Origin of the sequence: Pontibacillus litoralis JSM 072002 (assembly GCF_000775615.1) — a bacterium.
Taxonomy (GTDB): domain Bacteria; phylum Bacillota; class Bacilli; order Bacillales; family BH030062; genus Pontibacillus; species Pontibacillus litoralis.
In genome coordinates this window covers 20,676-41,055 of sequence record NZ_AVPG01000018.1, presented here as the reverse complement: position 1 = coordinate 41,055, position 20,380 = coordinate 20,676, and the positions used below count along the sequence as shown (strand labels likewise).

Sequence of the window (20,380 nt, the reverse complement as noted above, 5' to 3'; positions counted from 1 at the left end):
CCTTATAAACGATCCCTTTTTACTCAACAGTTAAATGTTGGCTTCAAGATTACTATATCCCTTCTTATCCGAATCCCCCTAATCACCTTGCACACTCATCATCTACGTTATATTTAATGTAAAAATGTCTCGAATAAGTGAGCCTTTTAGCTCGCTTATTCGAGGCATTTTGCTTTTTAATATCAAATTAACAAATGATTAATATTTCCGTTATATTTGTTTAACATTTGTTTTGTATATTTTAGATGCAAATAAAAATAATTCAAAAATAAAACGGGCAATTTTATGTTTGTTTAGGAGGTGTAACATGGCTAAATTATCTATTCATAATTTATCCAAAGAGTATAGTGCTGGCGTGAAAGCAGTTACTGATTTTAACCTCTCTATCGAAGATGAGGAGTTTATCGTATTTGTAGGTCCTTCAGGATGCGGGAAATCGACTACGTTACGAATGATTGCAGGGTTAGAAAGTATTAGTGAAGGTGACATTCACATTGATGGAAAGATGATCAATCAATTACACCCAAAAGACCGAGATATTGCGATGGTGTTTCAAAATTATGCATTATATCCGCATATGACAGTGTTTGGGAATATGGCTTTTTCTTTAAAATTAAGAAAAACTTCTAAACAAGAAATAAAAGAACGTGTACATAAAGCGGCTAAAATTCTTGATATTGAATCCTTATTGGACAGGAAGCCGAAAGCTTTGTCTGGTGGGCAAAGGCAAAGGGTGGCACTTGGACGGGCAATTGTTCGTGAAGCCAAAGTTTTCTTAATGGATGAGCCACTTTCGAACTTAGATGCGAAATTAAGAACGCAAATGCGTGCGGAAATTACGAAGCTTCATAAAGAGTTAAAGACGACGACGATTTATGTAACCCATGACCAAACAGAAGCAATGACGATGGCTAGTCGTATCGTTGTTTTGAAAGATGGAGTAATTCAACAAGTAGGCACACCGAGAGAAATTTATTCAAAGCCTAGCAATATTTTTGTTGGTAGTTTCATTGGAGCACCAGCTATGAATTTCTTCAAAGGTGTTGTAAAAGACGAAGGAATGGAAATCGAAGGTAAGCTATTATCTTTACCATCCGAATCCTTACAAATGCTTAAAAATCAAGGATATTTACACAAGCAAATGATGATAGGTGTAAGACCAGAACATCTGAAGTTATCTTCTGAAAATCAGTTTATAGAGCATGCTTACTATTTTACTACTGTTGTTGAACTAGCAGAATTAACAGGTTCTGAAACAATTTTGCATGTGAAATTGAATGAAGAGAGCATGATTGCGAAAGTAGATGCGAAAGAGCAAGTCGCATCTGGTCAACCAGTCGAGTTAGGTTTTGATGTAGAGCATGTTCATCTATTTGATATAGAAACGACTAATCGAGTAGAAATTAATGAAATAGGAATGATACAAGATGCCAACGCCGTCGCTAATTAAAACGTGTCTAGGAAGTTATCAGGTTGTTGTTTCAGAACAAGGGCATCAATCTCACCTCGTGTTTCGAGTGGAGGTGCCACAATCAACAAAAGAATTGTGGGTTGAATATACGTATGCTCCAACTGAGGAAATAGCAGATGAAAGACTAGATCAATTATTTAGTCGTTATCAAGAAGAGAACAATATGTTACATAGCGACCGCGAGAATATTAGCTCCATCCGAAATCTTGTTACCATGTCGTTGTCTTCTCATCAAGAATATAAAGGGAGCTGTCATCGCTTTGAATCATCTTCTGTTATTAAAGTAAATGAAACGAAGTCATCTCCAGGCATTATTTCAAAAGAAATCGAACCAGGATTTTGGGATGTGTCCTTTAATTTTCACGCTTTAGTAACGGAAAAAATAGAAGTCCATTGTCGTATTTATGCTTTCCATAAAGAAGCAGTTAAAGTACAGCAACCAATTCAAATAGAGCAAGTTGAAAAACAAAAATTAACTAGAGAGCAAATAGATTCGAAATGGATGAAGTTTCATAAAGTAGAGCTTCATTCACATACAATCCACAGTGATGCGGTTCATACAACAGAAGAACTGCTTCAAAGTGCGAAGGATAAAGAGTTAGACTGGCTTGCCATAACAGATCATAACACGATTAGTGCTTTTGAAGATATTGACGGAAAGGCAACCGTTAATTTGATTAAAGGGGTAGAGATGACGACGTTATTCGGTCACTTTTTGACATTAGGCTATCAATCAAACCAACAGCCGATGGATTGGACGTTAATAGATCGCTCTAACATTCACGCAGTTTTTCAACAAATGAAAAAGCAAGGTTTACTTATCGGGATTGCGCATCCGTTTGATATTGGAAGTCCTTATTGTACGGGGTGTAGATGGCAATACGTACTGCAGTCATTACAGTATGTGGATTTTATTGAGGTGTGGAATTCAGAAGACCCGCATCATACACTAGCGAGCGAGGATTCAATTGCGAAATGGACACAACTGCTGAATAGTGGCATTGAGATGGCGGCTACATGTGGGAGGGATTGGCACCACTCGAATACAACGAAAGCTCCTGCATTTTTACATGTTAGGGCAAATGAGGCGGCAACGGAACAAGATATATTAACGAGTGTGCAATTGGGAAGAAGTTATATGACGATTGCTCCATTAATTGATATGCATGTGAATGATGGTTGGACAATTGGTGATCGAGTAAATAAGAAAGAAGTACAAACCCTCGAGGTGCAAGTCCAATTACAAAATGCTAACCATGTGCACAAGGTGAGAATAGAGTCCAATTTAGGGGATATTCTTGAAACTGGTGAAATCGATTTCAAATCCATAGTAAGTCAAGATCAAAAGCAGCAATTAACATGGTTAAGGGTGTCTGCATTTGATCAAGAAATGAATCGTATTTTACTAACGAACCCTATTTACTTTGAATAAGAAAGGAGGCATTTCTTCGGTGGAATTAGCAGCTAGCAAAAAGGTAGCCAATCCAAGTCCAAAACAAAAAAAGAACGTAAAGCCAAAGAAGATTACTGTTGAAAATGTGTGGCAGCATCGCGTGCAATACATGATGTTACTGCCGTGTATTCTATTTTTTATTCTATTTTCCTATTTACCGATGGCTGGAATGATTTTGGCTTTTAAAGAGTTTCGCTTTGATACAGGAATATTTGGAGGGGCTTGGGTTGGCCTGGAATATTTCGAGCGGTTTTTTCAAGATCCGCAGAGCTGGACCTTTATTAAGAATACATTGATCATCAGCTCTATGAAGCTAATATTGGCACTACCATTTCCGATTATTTTAGCGCTGATGTTTAATGAAGTGCAAAGTAATAAATTAAGAGGTTTTTTTCAAAGCATCATGTATATGCCTCATTTTCTGTCTTGGGTTGTTGTTGTTGGGATCATTCAGAGTATTCTAGCGCCCAATACAGGATTACTTAATCAATTTATATCCTTTTTGGGAGGTGATGGAAGCACATACTTTTTAATGGAAGAGGAATATTTTCACTCGGTTATGTTCTGGAGTTACATTTGGAAGGATATTGGTTGGAATTCTATTATTTATTTTGCAGCCATAATGAGTATTAGTCCTGCTTTATATGAAGCGGCAGCTATTGATGGGGCAAATAAGCTAAGACAAATTTGGCATATTACGCTGCCAGGTATTAGGCCGACCATTTTAATTCTATTTATTCTTTCATTAGGAAATATTTTATCTGCTGGATTCGATCAGATCTATTTATTACAAATGCCAGGGAATACAGAGGTATCTGAGATTATAGATACATATGTGATTAAAACTGGGCTAGAAAGTGGCCAGTTTGGTTATGCCACTGCTGTAGGAATGATGCAAGGTGTTGTCGGTTTAATTGTTGTCGTCATTGTCAATCGTTTTTCTAATAAAATGTTTAACACATCACTTTGGTAAAATACGGGAGGTAAATTTCAAAATGAAGAAAGCAAGTTACAAAATATTAACGATGTTATTGCTAGCCGTTTTATTACTTACAGCATGCACAAATGAGAAAGAAGAAAGTAGTTCACAGGAAAAACCTGAAGATGCACCAGATACTTGGATTGCAGACCGAACTGTGAAAGGGTTAATTTTCATGAGTGATGGGGATGCTTCCACGGAAATAAACCCAGAAATTCAAGCTGAACTGAAAGAAAGAACAGGGATCACACTAGAATTAGAAGGTGTTACAGGAAGTTCTCTTGATGCTCTAACTGCGGGGTTAGCTGCAGGAGATTTACCGGACTTTATCGCATATTATTTAAATCATAGTGGGCGTCCTGAGATGCAAGTATTATTAAAAGGTGCTCGTGAAGGGATGTTTCATGATTTAACTCCTTTAATGCAAGATACAGAAATTTATAGTAAGTACCTACAAGAAGATTATTTGCCAGCAGACACTAGAGATAACGTGATGTTTAGAGAGGAGTTTGACGGAGCTTCTTATTTTATGCATATGTCGATTCCACGTCATGGAGGTACAGTGAATCGTAAATATGTAAGTGGTCCTTATATTCGCAAAGATATTGTAGATGAGTTAGGCATTGACCCTGCTGAAATCAATACATCAGAAGAAGTACGTGAATTAGCAGAAACGATTCAAGCAGCTGGATTTAAAGATGCAAATGGCAAACCTATCTCACCAATTGGTCCAACTGCTTGGGGTGGATATGATCGTCCTTACTTATTTAATGACTTATATTGGACAGGTCCAACAGATGAGAAGTTCTTAGAAGATGCAAATGGTGACATTAAACACGAGGCGCAAACAGATTATATGATGAAACGTGTAAACTATATTCGCGACTTATTTGAAGATGAATTAATTCACCCTGAGTACTTCACAATGGAAGAGAATAAGGCGAAAGAAGGTTTAATCAATCAGTCGTTTGGTATCGTCAACGATATGCACAACTTTATTGTTGAGAATAACGATATGAAATATATTCCTTTAGGGCCGATGAATTCGGTTCAAGGGGAATATAAAAAGCAACTTTCCTATAAATCAGGATATTCAGGTTGGTCGATTCCAGCAACTACAGAGAATCCTGAAGAAATTATGCAATTTGCTGATTTTCTTGCAAGTCGGGAAGGGAAGCTTCTAAGTACGTATGGTATTGAAGGAAGAGACTATACGTTAGATGAAGACGGCAACCCAATTGTGAAAGAAGAAGTATTAGAATTAAAGAAAAATGATCCAGCAGCAGCAAAGAAATTAGGCTTTACAGGTGTTGGTTCTTACTGGTCTGATCACTTAGGCTATACGGATATTGATAAAATGGAAGACTTCGGTGAAATGGAATACGGGGCAAGAGTTGCAGGAGAAGAATCACAAACACCGCAAAAAATCGCTGAAATGTGGAAGTATGATGAGAAAATTGAAAATGCAGAAGTCATTGATGGTTCTACGCCGAAAACCTTTATGTATGAATATGACAATGGGGATAACTTGAATATTGCATTAGAGAAGTATCAAGAAGATTTACTGCGCGCTTACTATGCAGACACAGATGAAGAAGCAAAGCAAATTATGCAACAATCGAAAGAGAATTTAGAGCGTTCTGGACTGGAAGATTATATTAAGTTAATTAAACAAAAAGAAGAAGAAGGCACAACTATTAAATATTAATGGTAGAAAAAGGGCTTTAACTAGTATTTCTTATGAAAGCGACGTTTGTTGTACGTTCCCAAACGTCGCTTTTCTCACATTAGTATTCAAACTTAGGAGGAAATCATTCATGTATGATCAACATGATAAAACGCTACGATTCTTTAGAGTCTTTAATATGATCATTATTGTTTTACTTTGCTTAACGATTATTTTGCCATTTTTAAATATATTAGCATTATCGTTTAATGATGGGGCAGATGCACAGCGTGGCGGCATTTACTTCTTACCAAGGGAATTTAGTTTGGAGAATTACATAGAAGTATTTCAACAATCAACAATTATCAATGCATTTGGAATCACTTTGTTTCGAACAGTATTAGGGACAATTTTTAGTGTATTTCTAACAGCGATGGCAGCATACGCGTTAAAAACCAAAACGCTTCCTGGACGCAAAGTGATTACGTTCTTTATTTTCTTCACGATGTTATTTAGTGGCGGTGTTGTACCTTACTATTTAGTGTTAAATGAGCTTCAATTAACGAATACGATTTGGGTTTATATTATTCCTAGTTTATATAGCGTTTGGAACATTTTAATTATGCGAACATTCTTCCAGCAAATACCTGAAAGTTTAGAAGAAGCAGCAAGAATCGATGGATGTAGTGAATTTCAAATCTTTATTAGAATTATCCTACCAATGAGTAAACCGGTCATTGCGACAATTGGCTTATTCAATGCAGTAGCTCATTGGAATGATTGGTTTTCAGGGTCCTTCTACGTGCGAAATTCCGAATTAAAGCCACTTGCAACATTGCTTCAAGAAATGCTGACGAGCCAACAGGCGCTATCTGAAGCACTATTACAAAACTCAGGAGCTTATGCTGCATTGGATAAAATTACGGTCACAGGTGATTCTTTGAAAATGGCAACGATTATTCTCGTTGTAGCACCCATACTTATGGTGTATCCATTTATTCAGAAGTACTTCGTTAAAGGTGTCAATATCGGTTCGGTAAAAGAGTAGGAGGAATAAAAGGTGGAGCTTAGATTAAAAGAAAATAATCCATTCAAGATTTTACAACTAACAGACTTGCACATTGGTTCAGTACCATTTGATCAATATGATTCTCGTACGTTTCAGCATATAAAAGAAATGACGGAAATGACGAATCCAGATTTGGTTGTCATTACAGGAGATTTAATCTGGTCAGAAGGTGTAGAGCATCCAGAGAAAAGCTTTCAAGCCTTGTTGGATGAATTAAATGCATTACATACGCCAGTAGCTATTACTTACGGTAACCATGATACAGAGGAAGGAGTTACTCGTTCAGCTTTAAGAGAAATGGAAGCAGGACTTCATCTATTAGCGCCAAAAAAGCATGAGCATATTGTAGAAGATCGTGCTTCCTATTGCTTAGAAGTGCTCGATCAACAAGGTGAGGTAGCACATATATTATACATGGTAGATAGTGGCGCTCGTGATCCATTGGAAATCGGAACGTATGAGTTTGTGCATCCTGATCAAGTAACGTGGTTCAATGAAGTATCTACGTATTACGCTAGTAGAGAGAATGAGTGGAAGCAAGATGCGCTCTTTTTGCATATTCCGTTGCCAGAGTATAAAGAAGCTTGGGCGGAAGGGAAAGTTTCTGGACAAAAAAGGGAGCCCATCTCTTCTCCAATGGTCAACACAGGCTTGTTCACTTCTTTGTTGTTAAATGGAAACATAGCGGGAGTATTTTGTGGGCATGATCATGACAATGACTTTGTTGCAGAATATCACGGTATTCAATTGTGTTTCGGCAAAGTTAGTGGTTTTCAATGTTATGGAGAATTAAATCGTGGAGCAAGAATGATTGAATTCCATCCTCAAGAACCAATGCAAACGTATATTGTAGAAAAGAAAGCTTAACGTGATGTATGAAAAACTATCAACAAATCCCTAAGTTCAGTTATTTATTTATACCTTTTTTAGTAGAGCAAGTTTTTCAATTGTTGTTAGGTAATATGGATGTTCTAATGTTAAGTCAATATTCCGATGCCAGTGTAGCGGCGGTTGGATTAGCCAATCAAATTATTATTGTAACAACGATGATTTATGGATTTATTAATATTGGGACTACGATTCAATTAACGCAACTCTCTAGTACAGATCAACAAGAAAAAAGTGCAAAAGTAGTGACCCATGCGTTGTATTTAAATATTGGTTTTACACTTGTCATTTCAACGGTATTAATCTTATTTAAGGACACTTTGTTACATATTATTCAAACGCCTGTAAGTTTAAAGGAAGAAGCCTCTACTTATTTGACAATCATCACATATGGGCTACTCTTTCATGCCATATTTAATGTCATTGGAAGTATGTTAAAGAGCTATTCGATGGTTCGTTACGTAATGTTTGCTACAATATTTATGAATATACTAAATATTGTATTGAACTATATCGTTCTGTTAACGCCTGTTACGATAATTGGAGAGGGCGTTCAAGGAGTGGCCAACGCAACGAATATGAGTAGAATCGTAGGTATGCTTATTGTTGGGGGCTATTTCTTAAAGCGTAAGCACTATTTGTTTGGCCCATTAAATTGGACGGATGTTACGAAACATCATTTTAAGCGAATCCTTGTATTAGGAATTCCTTCTGCTGGGGAGCATGTTTCTTATAACATGTCTCAAGTTATTATTACAGGTTTTATCGCAAGTTTAGGTGCTATCACTATTACTGCCAAGATTTACGCACAAACGATTACTTCGGTTGTGTTCGCCCTCTCTTTGGCTATTTCGCAAGCTGCGCAAATCATTACAGGTAAATTGATTGGCATTCAAAGAAAAGAAGAAGCGTACCAATTTTCCGTTCGGACGTTATGGAGAAGTATAATTATAACGACTTTATTTACAGCTGTTATTGCCTTACTGTCAAGTTATGTTCTATCCTTTTTTACTTCTAATGAACAAATAAAGTTACTTACGCTTCAACTTGTTTGTTTAAGTATTGCGTTAGAACCTGCTCGTGCATCGAATGTCCTTCTAGTGTCAGCGTTAAATGTGGCAGGAGATGTGAAATACCCTGTACTTGTAAGCATTATTGTGATGTGGGGATTTGTGATTCCGATGAGCTATGTTGTAGGCGTATGGTTAGGATACGGCTTAATAGGCATATGGATTGTATTCATTATAGATGAATGGGTACGGGCTTTCTTCCTGTTCTTACGCTGGAGGAAAGGACAGTGGAAATCGCTTAACGTAGTAGGGGATTCAACATAATAAAAATAGGAAACAAAGGTGGATGAAAGTTGAATAAAGAAGAGAGACATCAGTATATAGTAGACCAATTAGTAACTCATGAAAAAATTATGGTTGCTGATTTAGCGCAAGAGTTAAACGTCACGCCTGAAACAATCAGAAGAGACCTCGGCGAGCTAGAAATGAATGATCAGCTTACTCGAGTTCACGGCGGCGCTATACGATATATTCCAACAAATAAAGAGCTAGCTTATGAACGAAAAATGTCGATTCAATATGAAGAGAAAGTAAATATTGCCAAAAAGGCCGCAACGTATATTGGGCATGGCGATACGATTGTCGTTGATGTAGGAACCACGACAGTCCATATTGCAGATATGTTAGAGGATATTCATTCTTTAACAGTAGTTACAAACTCACTAAGCGCAGCGCAACGTTTTAACCTAGCTATTGAAGAGAAACGAATTTCTGGGCAAGTAATTATGTTACCAGGCTTTACACATCCAGACCAAGCTTCCGTTAAAGGAGCTTATACAGTTGAAATGTTAAGAAGATTCCACTTCAATCGAGCGTTTATTTCATGTGGTGGTATAACAGAGGATGGCATGTATGATTTTGATATGGATGAATCCCTCATTTCAGAAGTGATGATGCAAAATAGTCAAGAGGCTATATTATTAATAGATTCATCTAAAATAAATAAAGACGCGTTGTTCAAAATTGGTCCATGTTCTTCTTTAACTAAAGTTATATCAGATGTGGAGAGGCCAGTAGATTGGAAACAAAGCAATTATGAATGGGTTTCTACAGACGACACTTTAAGAGAGGAACGATAAAGGCAATGAAAGTAGATTATCATATTCACCTTGAGGAAGGCCCTTATTCTTTCCGTTTTGTTGATCAAACGATACAGGCAATGGAAAAGTATTATGTTATTCAAGCACCAAGACATACAGAGGAATGGTTAAAGCAAGCTATGGATAAGATGCAACAACGATTGGAGAAAGGGGACTATTCGAAATGGTGGCTTGACTTATACTTAGAAGAAGCTTTGCGTAAAGGGCTTAAAGAAGTAGGCATTGTTGATCATTTATACCGTTTTCAAGAAATGCGGGATTACTTCATAACTTTTTTAGATGTAGATTCACAAGAAATTGGGAACGAGCAAAAAGAATGGTTAGACAAAGTGATGGTTCGTTCGATTGATGATTTCATTCGCCTTATCCAAAGGGAGAAAGAAGAATGGGCTAAGAAAGGTGTGACGTTAAAGCTAGGAATAGAAGCTGATTATTTTGAAGGTGGGGAGCAGCAGTTAGAAGCCTTTTTAAGTAAATATCCTTTTGATTACGTGATTGGTTCTGTTCATTTTTATCAAGGCTGGGGCTTTGATAACCCACAATTACAACACTTGTTTGAGCAGTATGATTTAAAAGGATTATATGCAGGACACTTTGAAACAGTAAAAAAAGCAGTAAAGAGCGGATTATTCGACTTTATTGGGCATTTAGATAATATGAAAGTCTTTAATTACCGTCCAGCTGAACAAGAGTTAATCCCAATTTATCGAGACGTAGCGCAAACCTTGGTAAAGCATGATGTAGCGACAGAGGTCAATCCAGGCCTATTTTATCGTTATCCGGTACAAGAAATGTGTCCAAGCCTTACTTTTATGAAGGTTTTAATAGAGGAAGGTGTTAAGTTCACCACATCTTCTGACTCCCATTATCCAAATGATATTGGAATTTACAATGACGCAATTAGAACTATGTTAGTAGAGAATGGGATAGATGAAGTAGCGACCTTTAATCAACGAATAAGGAGCATGAAAGCTATAAACGTAAAGAATCAAGTTTGATGGAAAGAGGTCTCTATAAATCAGAGATCTCTTTTTTTATGTGTGTGAAGGCTTCCAATTGTAGCATCACGTGGAAGGAATGATTAATCATTTCAATATTCCTAAGTATTAGAATATATAAACTTATTAAAAACATGACTTTTAGACTATCTCAAATGGTGGCTCATATGAAGCGGAAGACGTATAATAATGTAAGCATGCTCAAAATAGGGAGGTATATATAACTAATTATATTCCCTCATAAGGGCAAACCTATTGAAAGATAGGGACGCAAAGCTACGGGTCTAAAGTGATGATTGCGATGACGGCCGGGCTGCCGATTGGTATTCTGTGTACTATTTACATTGATAAACATAATTGAGGAGGGCAATACCGCGTGATTATATTAGACAAACCTTACGTATCACACCTATTATCAAATACTTTACAAAAGCTGCAAACCCCTGTCATTAAAATGAATGACGTCAACATTCCTAACGAAAGAGAGCTCGCATTAATGGAAAAGGATTTATTTGTACAACAGTTTAGCAAAGGTACATCTCCTATTCTGTTTAATTCAGAGAATGGTTTGAATGTATTGCATGAATATTTGCCAAATCATTCGATTACAAAGGTAGCAACAACGTTAAAAAATAAAGCCGAATTTAGAAGAATATTGGCATCCCATTTTCCAGATTTCTTCTTCCGTGAAATCTCTTTTGCTGAAATGGATGCTTTGGATATAAATTCCCTTCCTTTTCCAATTATTATTAAGCCTGTAGTAGGTTATTCGAGCATTGGTGTATACCGCATAGATTACAAAGAAGACTTTATACCTACGATTAAGAAATTAAAGCAGGACATGTTAATGGCGGGTAGCGCATATCCGAAGGAAGTTATTGATAGTCAGACACTTCTTATTGAAGAGCTGATTGAAGGAGAAGAATATGCAATCGATGCTTATTACACAGCTGATGGCGAGCCTGTTGTACTGAACTTGTTTAAGCGTATGTTTAATAATGAGAAAGATATGAGTGATCGAATTTATTATACGAGTAAACAAGTATTACAAGAATCATTTGGACGAGTGGATACGTTCTTGCAAGACATAGCGCCTGTATTTGATCTGAAGTCCGTGCCAATTCATGTAGAAGTGCGCATGAATAAAGAAGGTAAAGTCGTTCCGATTGAAGCGAATCCACTTCGTTTTGCTGGTGTTGGTACGACCGAACTTGGTGTTTATGCATATGGCGTTAATGTGTATGAATATTATTTTAATCAATTAAAGCCTGATTGGAAAGCCATTATACATAAAATGGACGATGCTATTTATAGTTTTTGTTGTGCTGATTTTGATGCATCAATAGATTGTAAAGGGATTGCATCAGTTGATCATGATGCTTTTAAGAGTCATTTTCAAGAAATATTAGAATATCGCCCAATGGCATTCAATGAATATCCAACTATCGCCATAGTATTTCACAGAGCTCCAGATTTTCAAGAGAACGAACGTATTCTTAAGCTTGATTTACAGCAATTTCTCACGATGAAAGATGCTCAACTTGTGTAAGGAAAGAAGGGAGGAATGAAAATGAAGTTTAGAAAATCTATACAAACGAAAGTTATGTCATCTGTACTAATTCCAGTCGTATTATTAAGTGTTCTTTTTAGTGTTGTTTTGTTTATGACGACTAGCTTTGTTATCCAGAAGCACCTCGTACCAGAATTTAATGAGAGCTTAACGATGAAAATGGAAGCATTTAATGAACTATTTGATGCAGAAACAGTGAATCAGGCTAAAACAGATCAAGAAGTGTATGAGCAATTATTAGCAAAGGCGAATGATTTTCAGAACAAGTTTGATCTAGAGAATGTGTATATTATGAGTAAGGTTGATGGAGAAGAAGTTATTCTATTGCTAGGAAATGCGGATGAATATTTAACTCCACTTACTTTTACGGATGAACAAGCAGACGCTCTTACGACAAAAGAGGTTGTCACAAGTGATTTTTATGAAGATGAATACGGGTATCACCAGTCAACGTTCTTGCAAATTGAAGGAACTGATTCTGTGCTTGGGTTAGATGAGGATGCAGACTACATTAAGAATTTAGAGAAGTACTTAGTATATATCTGTATTGGTTTATCAGCTTTGTTTATTATTATTAGTTATGTTGGTTCACGTTTCATTTCAAGAAAGATTTCGAAACCATTAAATGATTTAGTAGAATACACAGAGCTAGTTGCGAATGGGGATTTAACACAAGAGATATCGATTGATACAGAAGATGAAACAGGACAATTAGCTACAAGCTTTAATCAGATGCAGCAGCAATTAAAGCAGACGCTGAAGCACGTTAACTCAACTTCTGACCACGTTGTATCTTCATCAAGTGATTTGTCTGAAAGCATTGAGCAAGTGACAGATGTTATCAACCAAATTTCTACTACGATTCAAGAAGTAGCAGCTAATAGCGAAACGGTTACAAGTGGAGCAACGCAAAATCAGACAGCCATTCAAGAAATATCTGAAGGTATTCTGGATATTTCGAAATCGACTTCAAGTGTTTCCGATGAAACGTTAGAAGCATCAACAGCAGCAGGACAAGGAAATGATGTAGTGCAGGAAGCGGTACGTGGCATTGAAGAGATTAACACTTCGGCTAAATCATCAATGGAAATTACAAAGCAAATGAATGAACGTTCGAATAAAGTTGGTAACATTACACAAATGATTACGAACATCTCTGATCAAATTAATCTGCTCGCATTAAATGCGGCAATTGAAGCAGCTAGAGCAGGGGACTACGGCAAAGGTTTCGCAGTTGTAGCTGAAGAAATTAGAAATTTAGCGGAGCAATCAGCGAAATCTGCTAGTGAAATATCTAGTATAATTGAAGAGATGCAAAACGACTCCAATCAGTCTGTACACGCAATTTCTAAAGTGGTTGACGAAATTGATAAGGAAACAACATCCATCCGCCAAGCGGGAGATGCGTTCCAAAACATTTCGTCGTTAATTAATAACATAACTGGAAAAATGCAATCTGTAGCAGCGACTGTACAAGAGATTTCAGCTGGATCAGAGCAAGTACTAACAACAACGAAGATGACAGTTGAGTCTTTAGCAGAAACATCTGACTATACACAAAATGTAGCAGCTTCTGTAGAAGAACAGTCTGCATCAATGGAAGAAATGCTTGGAACAGCTAATCAACTACTAGAGATGGCTGAACACTTAAAAGGGCAAATTTCGCACTTTAAGACGGAATAACCTAACATACAAGCTAGTATTTCATTGCATAAAGCGATGGAATGCTAGCTTTATTTTTGTTATATCGTTTTTTTTACAGAAATCAGATGGGGTATGGACGTATTTAAAAGAAACCCATTAAAATAAAATTGATTGAAAATACTGATTAATAAGAAGGTATGTAAAGGTTAATAGATTTGGAGTATACAGATATGTAAAAAGAACAATTTGTTGAAGAAGTATAAAAATTCACTGTAGAATCGTTAAATGATCAAATTATTTAACATTACTTACGAAGAAAAATTCTATAACTATTAGCTTATTATTAATAAGAGCGCCTAGTAAACGAATTTAACTAGACGCTCGTGTCTTTAGGTAAATGGTCGATCGAGTTTGTACAAGCGTGCATACCGTTCATTTGTTTGCAATAAATGCTCGTGTTTGCCTTCCATATGAATCGTACCTTTATCGAGAAATAACACGTAATCGGTTAGGCTGACAAATGCCAGGTGATGGGTAATCCATAGCACCGATTTTTCTTGTAATACATCGAAAATGGTTGTCAGTAGTTCTTTCTCTGTTATTGGGTCAAGTCCTATAGTTGGCTCGTCTAATATGACGATTGGTGCGTCTTGAAGTAGGATACGTGCAAGAGCAATGCGGTGACGCTGTCCACCGGAAAGGCGCATGCCTGTTTCGTGCATGTGCGTGTTGTATCCTTCAGGAAGGGAAGTAATATAGTCGTGTAGCTTAACTTGTTTAGCTGCCCATTCCACTTCTTGATCTGTTGCACTTGGCTTTCCTAAGCGAATATTGTTCTGAATCGTCGTGTCAAATAAATATGGTTGCTGGTTTAAGACGGCAACCCAGTTGGATATATGGTTTCCAAAGTTAGTTGTATCTACACCATTTATTTGGACCGATCCTTTCTCAGGAGAGATGGCACCTTCAATTAATTTTAGAATGGTTGATTTTCCAGAGCCACTTGGACCGAGTAAGGCGATTTTTTCTCCTTGTTGCATGGTGAAGGTTACGTCTTTCAACGTTTGGTCATCTGTCCCGTATTGGAAGGCGACGTGATTGATGGTTAAAGTTGCGTCGTCTGTTTGTTGAAGCTTCTGTAACATGGCTTCATTTAACTGTTGCTCTTCCTTCGGTTCATCGGATAAACGAGTGAGCCGGTCAATAGAATCTTGATAAGACGGTACTTCACTTACAGCATCTGATATTGGTAAAAAGGCTTCTGTAAGTGGAAATAGTACTAAAACAAAGGCAGCGATAAGTGTGTAAGCCATGTCGCCTTGACTTGTTTCCCATGCTGTCCAGAACAGCATAACGATCACCATTATGGCAATGATCACTTGCGCTGAGGAATCTCTCCATCTTACAAACCGGTTGCGTGACCGATCTAATTCATATAATTGTTGCTCTTGCTTTTCATAGGATTCGATAAAGTCCCGTTGACGACCGCTTATTTGCCAGTCGTTAATGCCCATTACAGCATCGGTTAATTGCTCATATAAATGATGTCGTGTTGCCTTCATCCTTTGCACCTTTGCCTTCGTAACGAGTAGCGAAACAAATGGGTATAGAAATAACAACACACCAGCGTGAATAGCCATTAAACAAGCGAATGGAATTGAGAAGAATCCAAGAGCGATAATGGATAAAGTATAGAGAGACAAGGCAACAATGCTTGGAAAAATCGTTTTAATATAAATGTCCTGCAATCGTTCGATATCGTCCGCTAGAATGCCTAGCAAGTCTCCTGTTTTAAAGGTAGCCCCTTTCGAAAACACGCGAGGTTCTACTAACTGATAAATTCGTGATCGCATCGTAGATAGAATCTTTAGTACAACGTTATGTCCGACTAATCGTTCAACATATCGGGATACAGCACGAGTTATTCCGAACGCTCGGACCCCAACAATTGGGATATAGACTAAGAGAATGTTCTCTGGTCTAGTTGCTGACTTCGAAATCAAGTAGCCGGAAGTAAACATAAGAAAGGCCGCTGAGAATGCGGTTAGCAATCCGAAAAACGTGACAAATAAGAGCATTTTACGATTTTGTTTTAAATAAGGAAGAAACCATCCTGTTGCGTTCATTGATTGTCCCCCATTTGTGTTTTCACCATGTTGTAGTAGTATCCTCGTTGCTCCATGAGCTGTTGATGCGTTCCTTCTTCTACGATGTCACCATGATGAATAAAGTAAATGTAATCCATTTGCATCATCCAATGCAATCGGTGTGTAGCAAGGAAGACAAGTTTATCTTCAAATAGATGAAACATTTTCTCTTTAACATCGTATTCTGTTTCAATGTCTAGATGAGCAGTTGGTTCATCTAGTAACAGAATAGGACGGTTTTCTAATAAAGCTCTGGCAATGGCTACTCGTTGAGCTTGTCCACCACTTAGTGTTCTTCCTCCTTCCCCAATTTTCTCATCGAGTCCATTTGGTAGTTCGTTAATCAAGTCGGTTAACCCTGCTTGAGCAACGGCTCGGTGCACGTCCTCTAGAGATGCGTTAGGGGAGTAGAACGTAATATTGTTCCGAATCGTATCTTGGAATAAGTATGGATGCTGAGGAATGTAGAGTAGTTGTTTCTTCCAGTCTTCTCTTTGTAGATGCGTGTATGCTTGTCCGTCAATCGTAATTGTGCCTCGTTGGGTTGGGATAAATCCACCTATCAAATCAATGAAAGTAGACTTACCAGCGCCACTTTCGCCGACGATACCAATTTTCTTCTTTCCTTTTATCGTTAAAGATGCTTTGTGTATCGAAGGGGAGGTCGCTTCATCATGATAAACGTCCACATCATGAAAAGATAGTTCTGAATCGTTATTCCATAATGGTATTGCATGATTGTCTTCTATTTTTAGTCGTTTTGTAGATACAATTTCTTGTAGTTTATTTCCAGCTTCTTGTCCGTTTAATGTCGCATGATAATCAGAGCCGATTTCACGGATTGGTAAGAAATACTCTGGTGCAAGAATGAGTATCGTTAGAGCGGGTTGTAGTACCATTTCTCCTTCAATTAATCGTAAGCCTAGAAATACGGCTACGATTGCAACGGATAACATAGTAAAGAAGTCCATTGCAAACGATGACAGGAATGCCATACGTAATGTGCTCATCGTTGAAGTGCGATATTGTTCACTTACTTGGTCGATGCTTTTGGCGTGTGCTTTACTTCTTCCGAGAAACTTCAACGTCTCTAGTCCTCGCAACGAGTCAACAAAATGATTCGAAAGTATGCGATAGGATGCCCATTGTTTATCGGCTTTTTTCTGAGCCGCCCATCCTAATAAAATCATAAATGCAACTAATATGGGAACAGCAACAAATAATACGATGGCAGAAGTGATGTCTTTCGTTAATACATAGATGCCAATCATGACAGGTACAACGGCCATGTTTGCCATTTTGGGTAGGAAGAGCTGAATGTATTGTTTAAATTGCATAATCCCATCTTGTAATAAGGTAACGACATTTCCAGTACCTAGCTTCCTTGATATACGAGGGCCTTGAGAGAATAAAGCCTCTAGAACATCTTTACGGAGCTTTGTTCCTAGATGCTCAGCATAATGATATGTGATTTTTTGTTTAATATGTTGAATGATATAACGTAGAAGAAAAGCTGCTCCGAATAGTAAGATGGTTGGATAACTGTCTTGAATGGGTCCACCATTAAAAAGATGGGTCACCCCTTCTGCAAGCCATACAGCTTGCAGAATAATGGATAACCCTTGTACAACAGTTAAACAGGTAAGAATCGCTATTATTTTCTTCATCCCGTCATATTGTAGTAATGCTTTGTTCATTAATAAATCATGTCCTTCCCGTCAACACGTTTGCGGAACACATAATAACTCCAAATTTGGTATCCGAGTACGAAAGGTAGTAATGTTAATGCTACATAGGACATTACTTTCAATGAATAATCCCCTGAAGCCGCGCTATATACCGTTAAGTCGTAAGCGCTAGAGATAGAACTAATCATAACTCTTGGGAACAAGGCAACGAATATAGTTGCAATCGTTAAGGCAATGCCAGCCCCACTCATTGCGAATGCCCATCCATCGCGTTGTTTCTTTAACAAAACAATAACGAGAAGATACGCTACAACGATTAGACCAATTAGTGGGATCGTTATTTCTCCACGATACGTAAATAAGTCCGTTTCAAAGTAAGACAAGCCAACAAATGCAACTAGTGATACAAGAACAGGGTAGACCATAATGGATGCTAGGCGATGTGCGCGTTGTTGTAAATCTCCTACCGTACGAATCGTTAAATAGACTAGCCCGTGTAAGAAGCATAGTAAAGTAACAGTGACACCACCCGTTACAGAATACACATTTACGTAATCAGTGAAGCCTGCTTGTAATGTCATCGTTTCATCAATTGGCATACCTCTTAATAAGCTTGTAAATAGTACACCAAATAAGAATGGTGGTAAGATACTACCGATAAAAATAACCCAGTCCCATGTTTTTATCCAGGTTGGTGAATCAACTTTTCCTCTGAATTCAAAGGAAACACCACGCCCGATTAAGGCGAGTAGCAGAATAACAAATGGAATGTAATAACCACTGAACATCGTTGCATACCAGTGTGGGAAAGCGGCGAAAATCGCACCTCCGGCAGTTAGTAACCAAACTTCATTGGCGTCCCAGAAAGGCCCAATCGTATTAATAAGCATCCGGCGTTCTAAATCATTTTTTCCAATGAATTTTCCAGCCATACCAACACCAAAGTCAAATCCTTCCAGAAAGAAGAAACCGACGAATAAGATAGCTACGAGAATAAACCACAGTTCACTAAGTTCTATCATGGTTGCATAACCTCCTTATCGAATGGATCAATGGAGATGTTCGAATCTGATTGAACATCGTGATAACCTGCCCCTTTCTTAATCTCACGAACGAATAAATAAACGAGAACAATCGCAAGAATAAGGTAAATGGTCGTAAATGCAATCAGCGAGAACAGTAAAGATTCAGCCGTAACGTTAGGGGATACAGATGCTGATGTCGTCATGTATCCGAATACTGTCCAAGGCTGACGGCCAATCTCTGTCATAATCCAACCAGCTGTATTAGCGATGAATGGGAAGGAAATTAACCCTACCATTGTTTTTAATAGGAATTTCTTCTCCATAATTGTATTGCGATAACTTGCCCATAATCCGAGTAAGGAGACAAGAATCATAACCATGCCTGCGATAACCATAATACGGAAGCTCCAAAAAGTTGTTTTGACAGGTGGAATGTAGTTACCAGGTCCATATTTTTCTTCGTATTCTGCTTGAAGAGATAGCATGCCTGGAACAGATCCAGAGAATTTCTCATAAGTTAAGTAGCTCAATGCGTATGGAATCTGTATTTCTAATGCATTTTCTTGATTTTCTACATCAATATCCGCGAATAACGTCCAAGGTGCAGGATCAGCACTATCTTCCCATAAAGCTTCACTTGCTGCCATTTTCATTGGCTGGGAGTGCATTAGATGCTGTGCTTGCGCGTGACCACTAAAAGCAATACCTAATCCAGAGACTAATGCAATAACCATGGAGATATTAAATGATTTTCTAAAGAATGTAACTTCAGATTTCTTCAATAATTTATAAGCACTAACGCCACCGATAAAGAAAGCACCTGTTGCTAATGCGCCAAAGACGACGTGTGGAAATTCAACCCATAGCTGCGGGTTGGTTATAAGCGCGCCAAAATCATTCATTTCTGCACGGCCATTGTTAATTTCCATTCCTACTGGCTCTTGCATAAAGGAGTTAGCTGCTAGAATCCAGAATGCAGATAACATCGTACCGATCGATACGAGCCAGATACATAATAAGTGTACTTTCTTCGATAAACGGTCCCACCCAAAGATCCATAGACCGATAAAGGTAGATTCCATGAAGAATGCTAACAATGCCTCAATGGCTAGTGGTGCTCCGAATACGTCACCGACAAAGCGGGAGTACTCTGACCAGTTCATGCCGAATTGGAATTCCTGAATAATACCTGTTACGACACCAACGGCAAAGTTAATCAGAAATAAATGCCCCCAAAACTTAGCCATTTTCTTGTAGATTTCTTGTTTTTTCACAACGTAAAGCGTTTCCATTAGTGCAACCATAAATACAAGCCCAATGGATAATGGGACGAATAAAAAGTGGAAAATGGTTGTAGCACCAAATTGGAGTCTTGCTAAAAATAGTTCTGACACAGTTTCCCCTCCTAATGTGACTTTGGTTCTGTTTTTTAAAAGACTATTTTGTTCATAAGTTCACAAATACTATTGTAGCTGATAATAATGGGATTTTTGTTAAGAAAGGGTGTCTTATTTGTGACAGAAATATAGCTATTTTGTGACGGTTATTGATGGAATGTTCACGCATTTATTTCGAAGGAAAAAAGGAGCCTTCATAATGGTTCTATGTAGGC

Annotated in this window: 15 protein-coding genes and 1 riboswitch; of the genes, 11 read left to right on the top strand and 4 right to left on the bottom strand. The window is 37.7% G+C overall.

The annotated features are described in order from the left end of the window. Window positions 1-307: 307 nt before the first annotated feature. The 11 genes from N784_RS11395 to N784_RS11345 all read left to right on the top strand — a co-directional run bounded on the left by N784_RS11395 (window position 308) and on the right by N784_RS11345 (window position 13,947). Window positions 308-1,450, top strand: coding sequence for an ABC transporter ATP-binding protein (locus N784_RS11395; RefSeq protein WP_036835024.1), 1,143 nt, complete (start codon window positions 308-310; stop codon window positions 1,448-1,450). Next, window positions 1,428-2,903 (top strand): CehA/McbA family metallohydrolase, encoded by a 1,476-nt coding sequence (locus N784_RS16020; RefSeq protein WP_052127281.1) that lies wholly within the window; start codon window positions 1,428-1,430, stop codon window positions 2,901-2,903. The genes N784_RS11395 and N784_RS16020 overlap by 23 nt, the downstream gene beginning before the upstream one ends. A 19-nt stretch (window positions 2,904-2,922) precedes the next feature. After that, the gene (locus tag N784_RS11385; RefSeq protein ID WP_408633520.1) at window positions 2,923-3,897 is read left to right on the top strand and encodes an ABC transporter permease; all 975 of its coding nucleotides are present in this window, start codon (window positions 2,923-2,925) and stop codon (window positions 3,895-3,897) included. Window positions 3,898-3,919: 22 nt separating this feature from the next. Further along, window positions 3,920-5,611 (top strand): extracellular solute-binding protein, encoded by a 1,692-nt coding sequence (locus tag N784_RS11380; RefSeq protein WP_036835022.1) that lies wholly within the window; start codon window positions 3,920-3,922, stop codon window positions 5,609-5,611. A 109-nt stretch (window positions 5,612-5,720) separates the two neighbouring features. Next, the gene (locus N784_RS11375; protein ID WP_036835019.1) at window positions 5,721-6,617 is read left to right on the top strand and encodes a carbohydrate ABC transporter permease; all 897 of its coding nucleotides are present in this window, start codon (window positions 5,721-5,723) and stop codon (window positions 6,615-6,617) included. 12 nt (window positions 6,618-6,629) lie between these two features. Then, entirely contained in the window at window positions 6,630-7,505 is an 876-nt protein-coding gene (locus N784_RS11370) for a metallophosphoesterase family protein (protein WP_036835017.1), read from the top strand. 8 nt (window positions 7,506-7,513) lie between these two features. Further along, entirely contained in the window at window positions 7,514-8,860 is a 1,347-nt protein-coding gene (locus tag N784_RS11365) for an MATE family efflux transporter (RefSeq protein ID WP_052127280.1), read from the top strand. Window positions 8,861-8,889: 29 nt separating this feature from the next. Then, window positions 8,890-9,675, top strand: coding sequence for a DeoR/GlpR family DNA-binding transcription regulator (locus N784_RS11360; RefSeq protein ID WP_036835016.1), 786 nt, complete (start codon window positions 8,890-8,892; stop codon window positions 9,673-9,675). 5 nt (window positions 9,676-9,680) lie between these two features. Next, a complete protein-coding gene (locus tag N784_RS11355; RefSeq protein WP_036835014.1) occupies window positions 9,681-10,694 on the top strand; it encodes a histidinol phosphate phosphatase domain-containing protein in 1,014 nt (337 codons plus the stop codon). A 235-nt stretch (window positions 10,695-10,929) separates the two neighbouring features. Then, window positions 10,930-11,015, top strand: a riboswitch (cyclic di-GMP riboswitch). Window positions 11,016-11,070: 55 nt separating this feature from the next. Beyond that, entirely contained in the window at window positions 11,071-12,243 is a 1,173-nt protein-coding gene (locus N784_RS11350) for an ATP-grasp domain-containing protein (RefSeq protein ID WP_036835012.1), read from the top strand. A gap of 21 nt (window positions 12,244-12,264) precedes the next feature. Then, window positions 12,265-13,947, top strand: coding sequence for a methyl-accepting chemotaxis protein (locus tag N784_RS11345; protein ID WP_036835010.1), 1,683 nt, complete (start codon window positions 12,265-12,267; stop codon window positions 13,945-13,947). A 350-nt stretch (window positions 13,948-14,297) separates the two neighbouring features. Here N784_RS11345 and cydC read toward each other — a convergent pair whose 3' ends face one another. Genes cydC through N784_RS11325 form a run of 4 tightly spaced genes read right to left on the bottom strand, consistent with a single transcriptional unit; the run spans window position 14,298 to window position 20,162 of the window. After that, the gene (gene cydC, locus N784_RS11340) at window positions 14,298-16,034 is read right to left on the bottom strand and encodes a thiol reductant ABC exporter subunit CydC (protein ID WP_036835009.1); all 1,737 of its coding nucleotides are present in this window, start codon (window positions 16,032-16,034) and stop codon (window positions 14,298-14,300) included. Next, window positions 16,031-17,752 (bottom strand): thiol reductant ABC exporter subunit CydD, encoded by a 1,722-nt coding sequence (gene cydD, locus N784_RS11335; protein WP_036835008.1) that lies wholly within the window; start codon window positions 17,750-17,752, stop codon window positions 16,031-16,033. Before cydD ends, cydC begins: the two co-directional genes overlap by 4 nt. Further along, the gene (cydB, locus tag N784_RS11330; protein ID WP_036835007.1) at window positions 17,752-18,765 is read right to left on the bottom strand and encodes a cytochrome d ubiquinol oxidase subunit II; all 1,014 of its coding nucleotides are present in this window, start codon (window positions 18,763-18,765) and stop codon (window positions 17,752-17,754) included. The genes cydD and cydB overlap by 1 nt, the downstream gene beginning before the upstream one ends. After that, window positions 18,762-20,162 (bottom strand): cytochrome ubiquinol oxidase subunit I, encoded by a 1,401-nt coding sequence (locus N784_RS11325; protein ID WP_036835006.1) that lies wholly within the window; start codon window positions 20,160-20,162, stop codon window positions 18,762-18,764. The genes cydB and N784_RS11325 overlap by 4 nt, the downstream gene beginning before the upstream one ends. Window positions 20,163-20,380 lie beyond the last annotated feature (218 nt).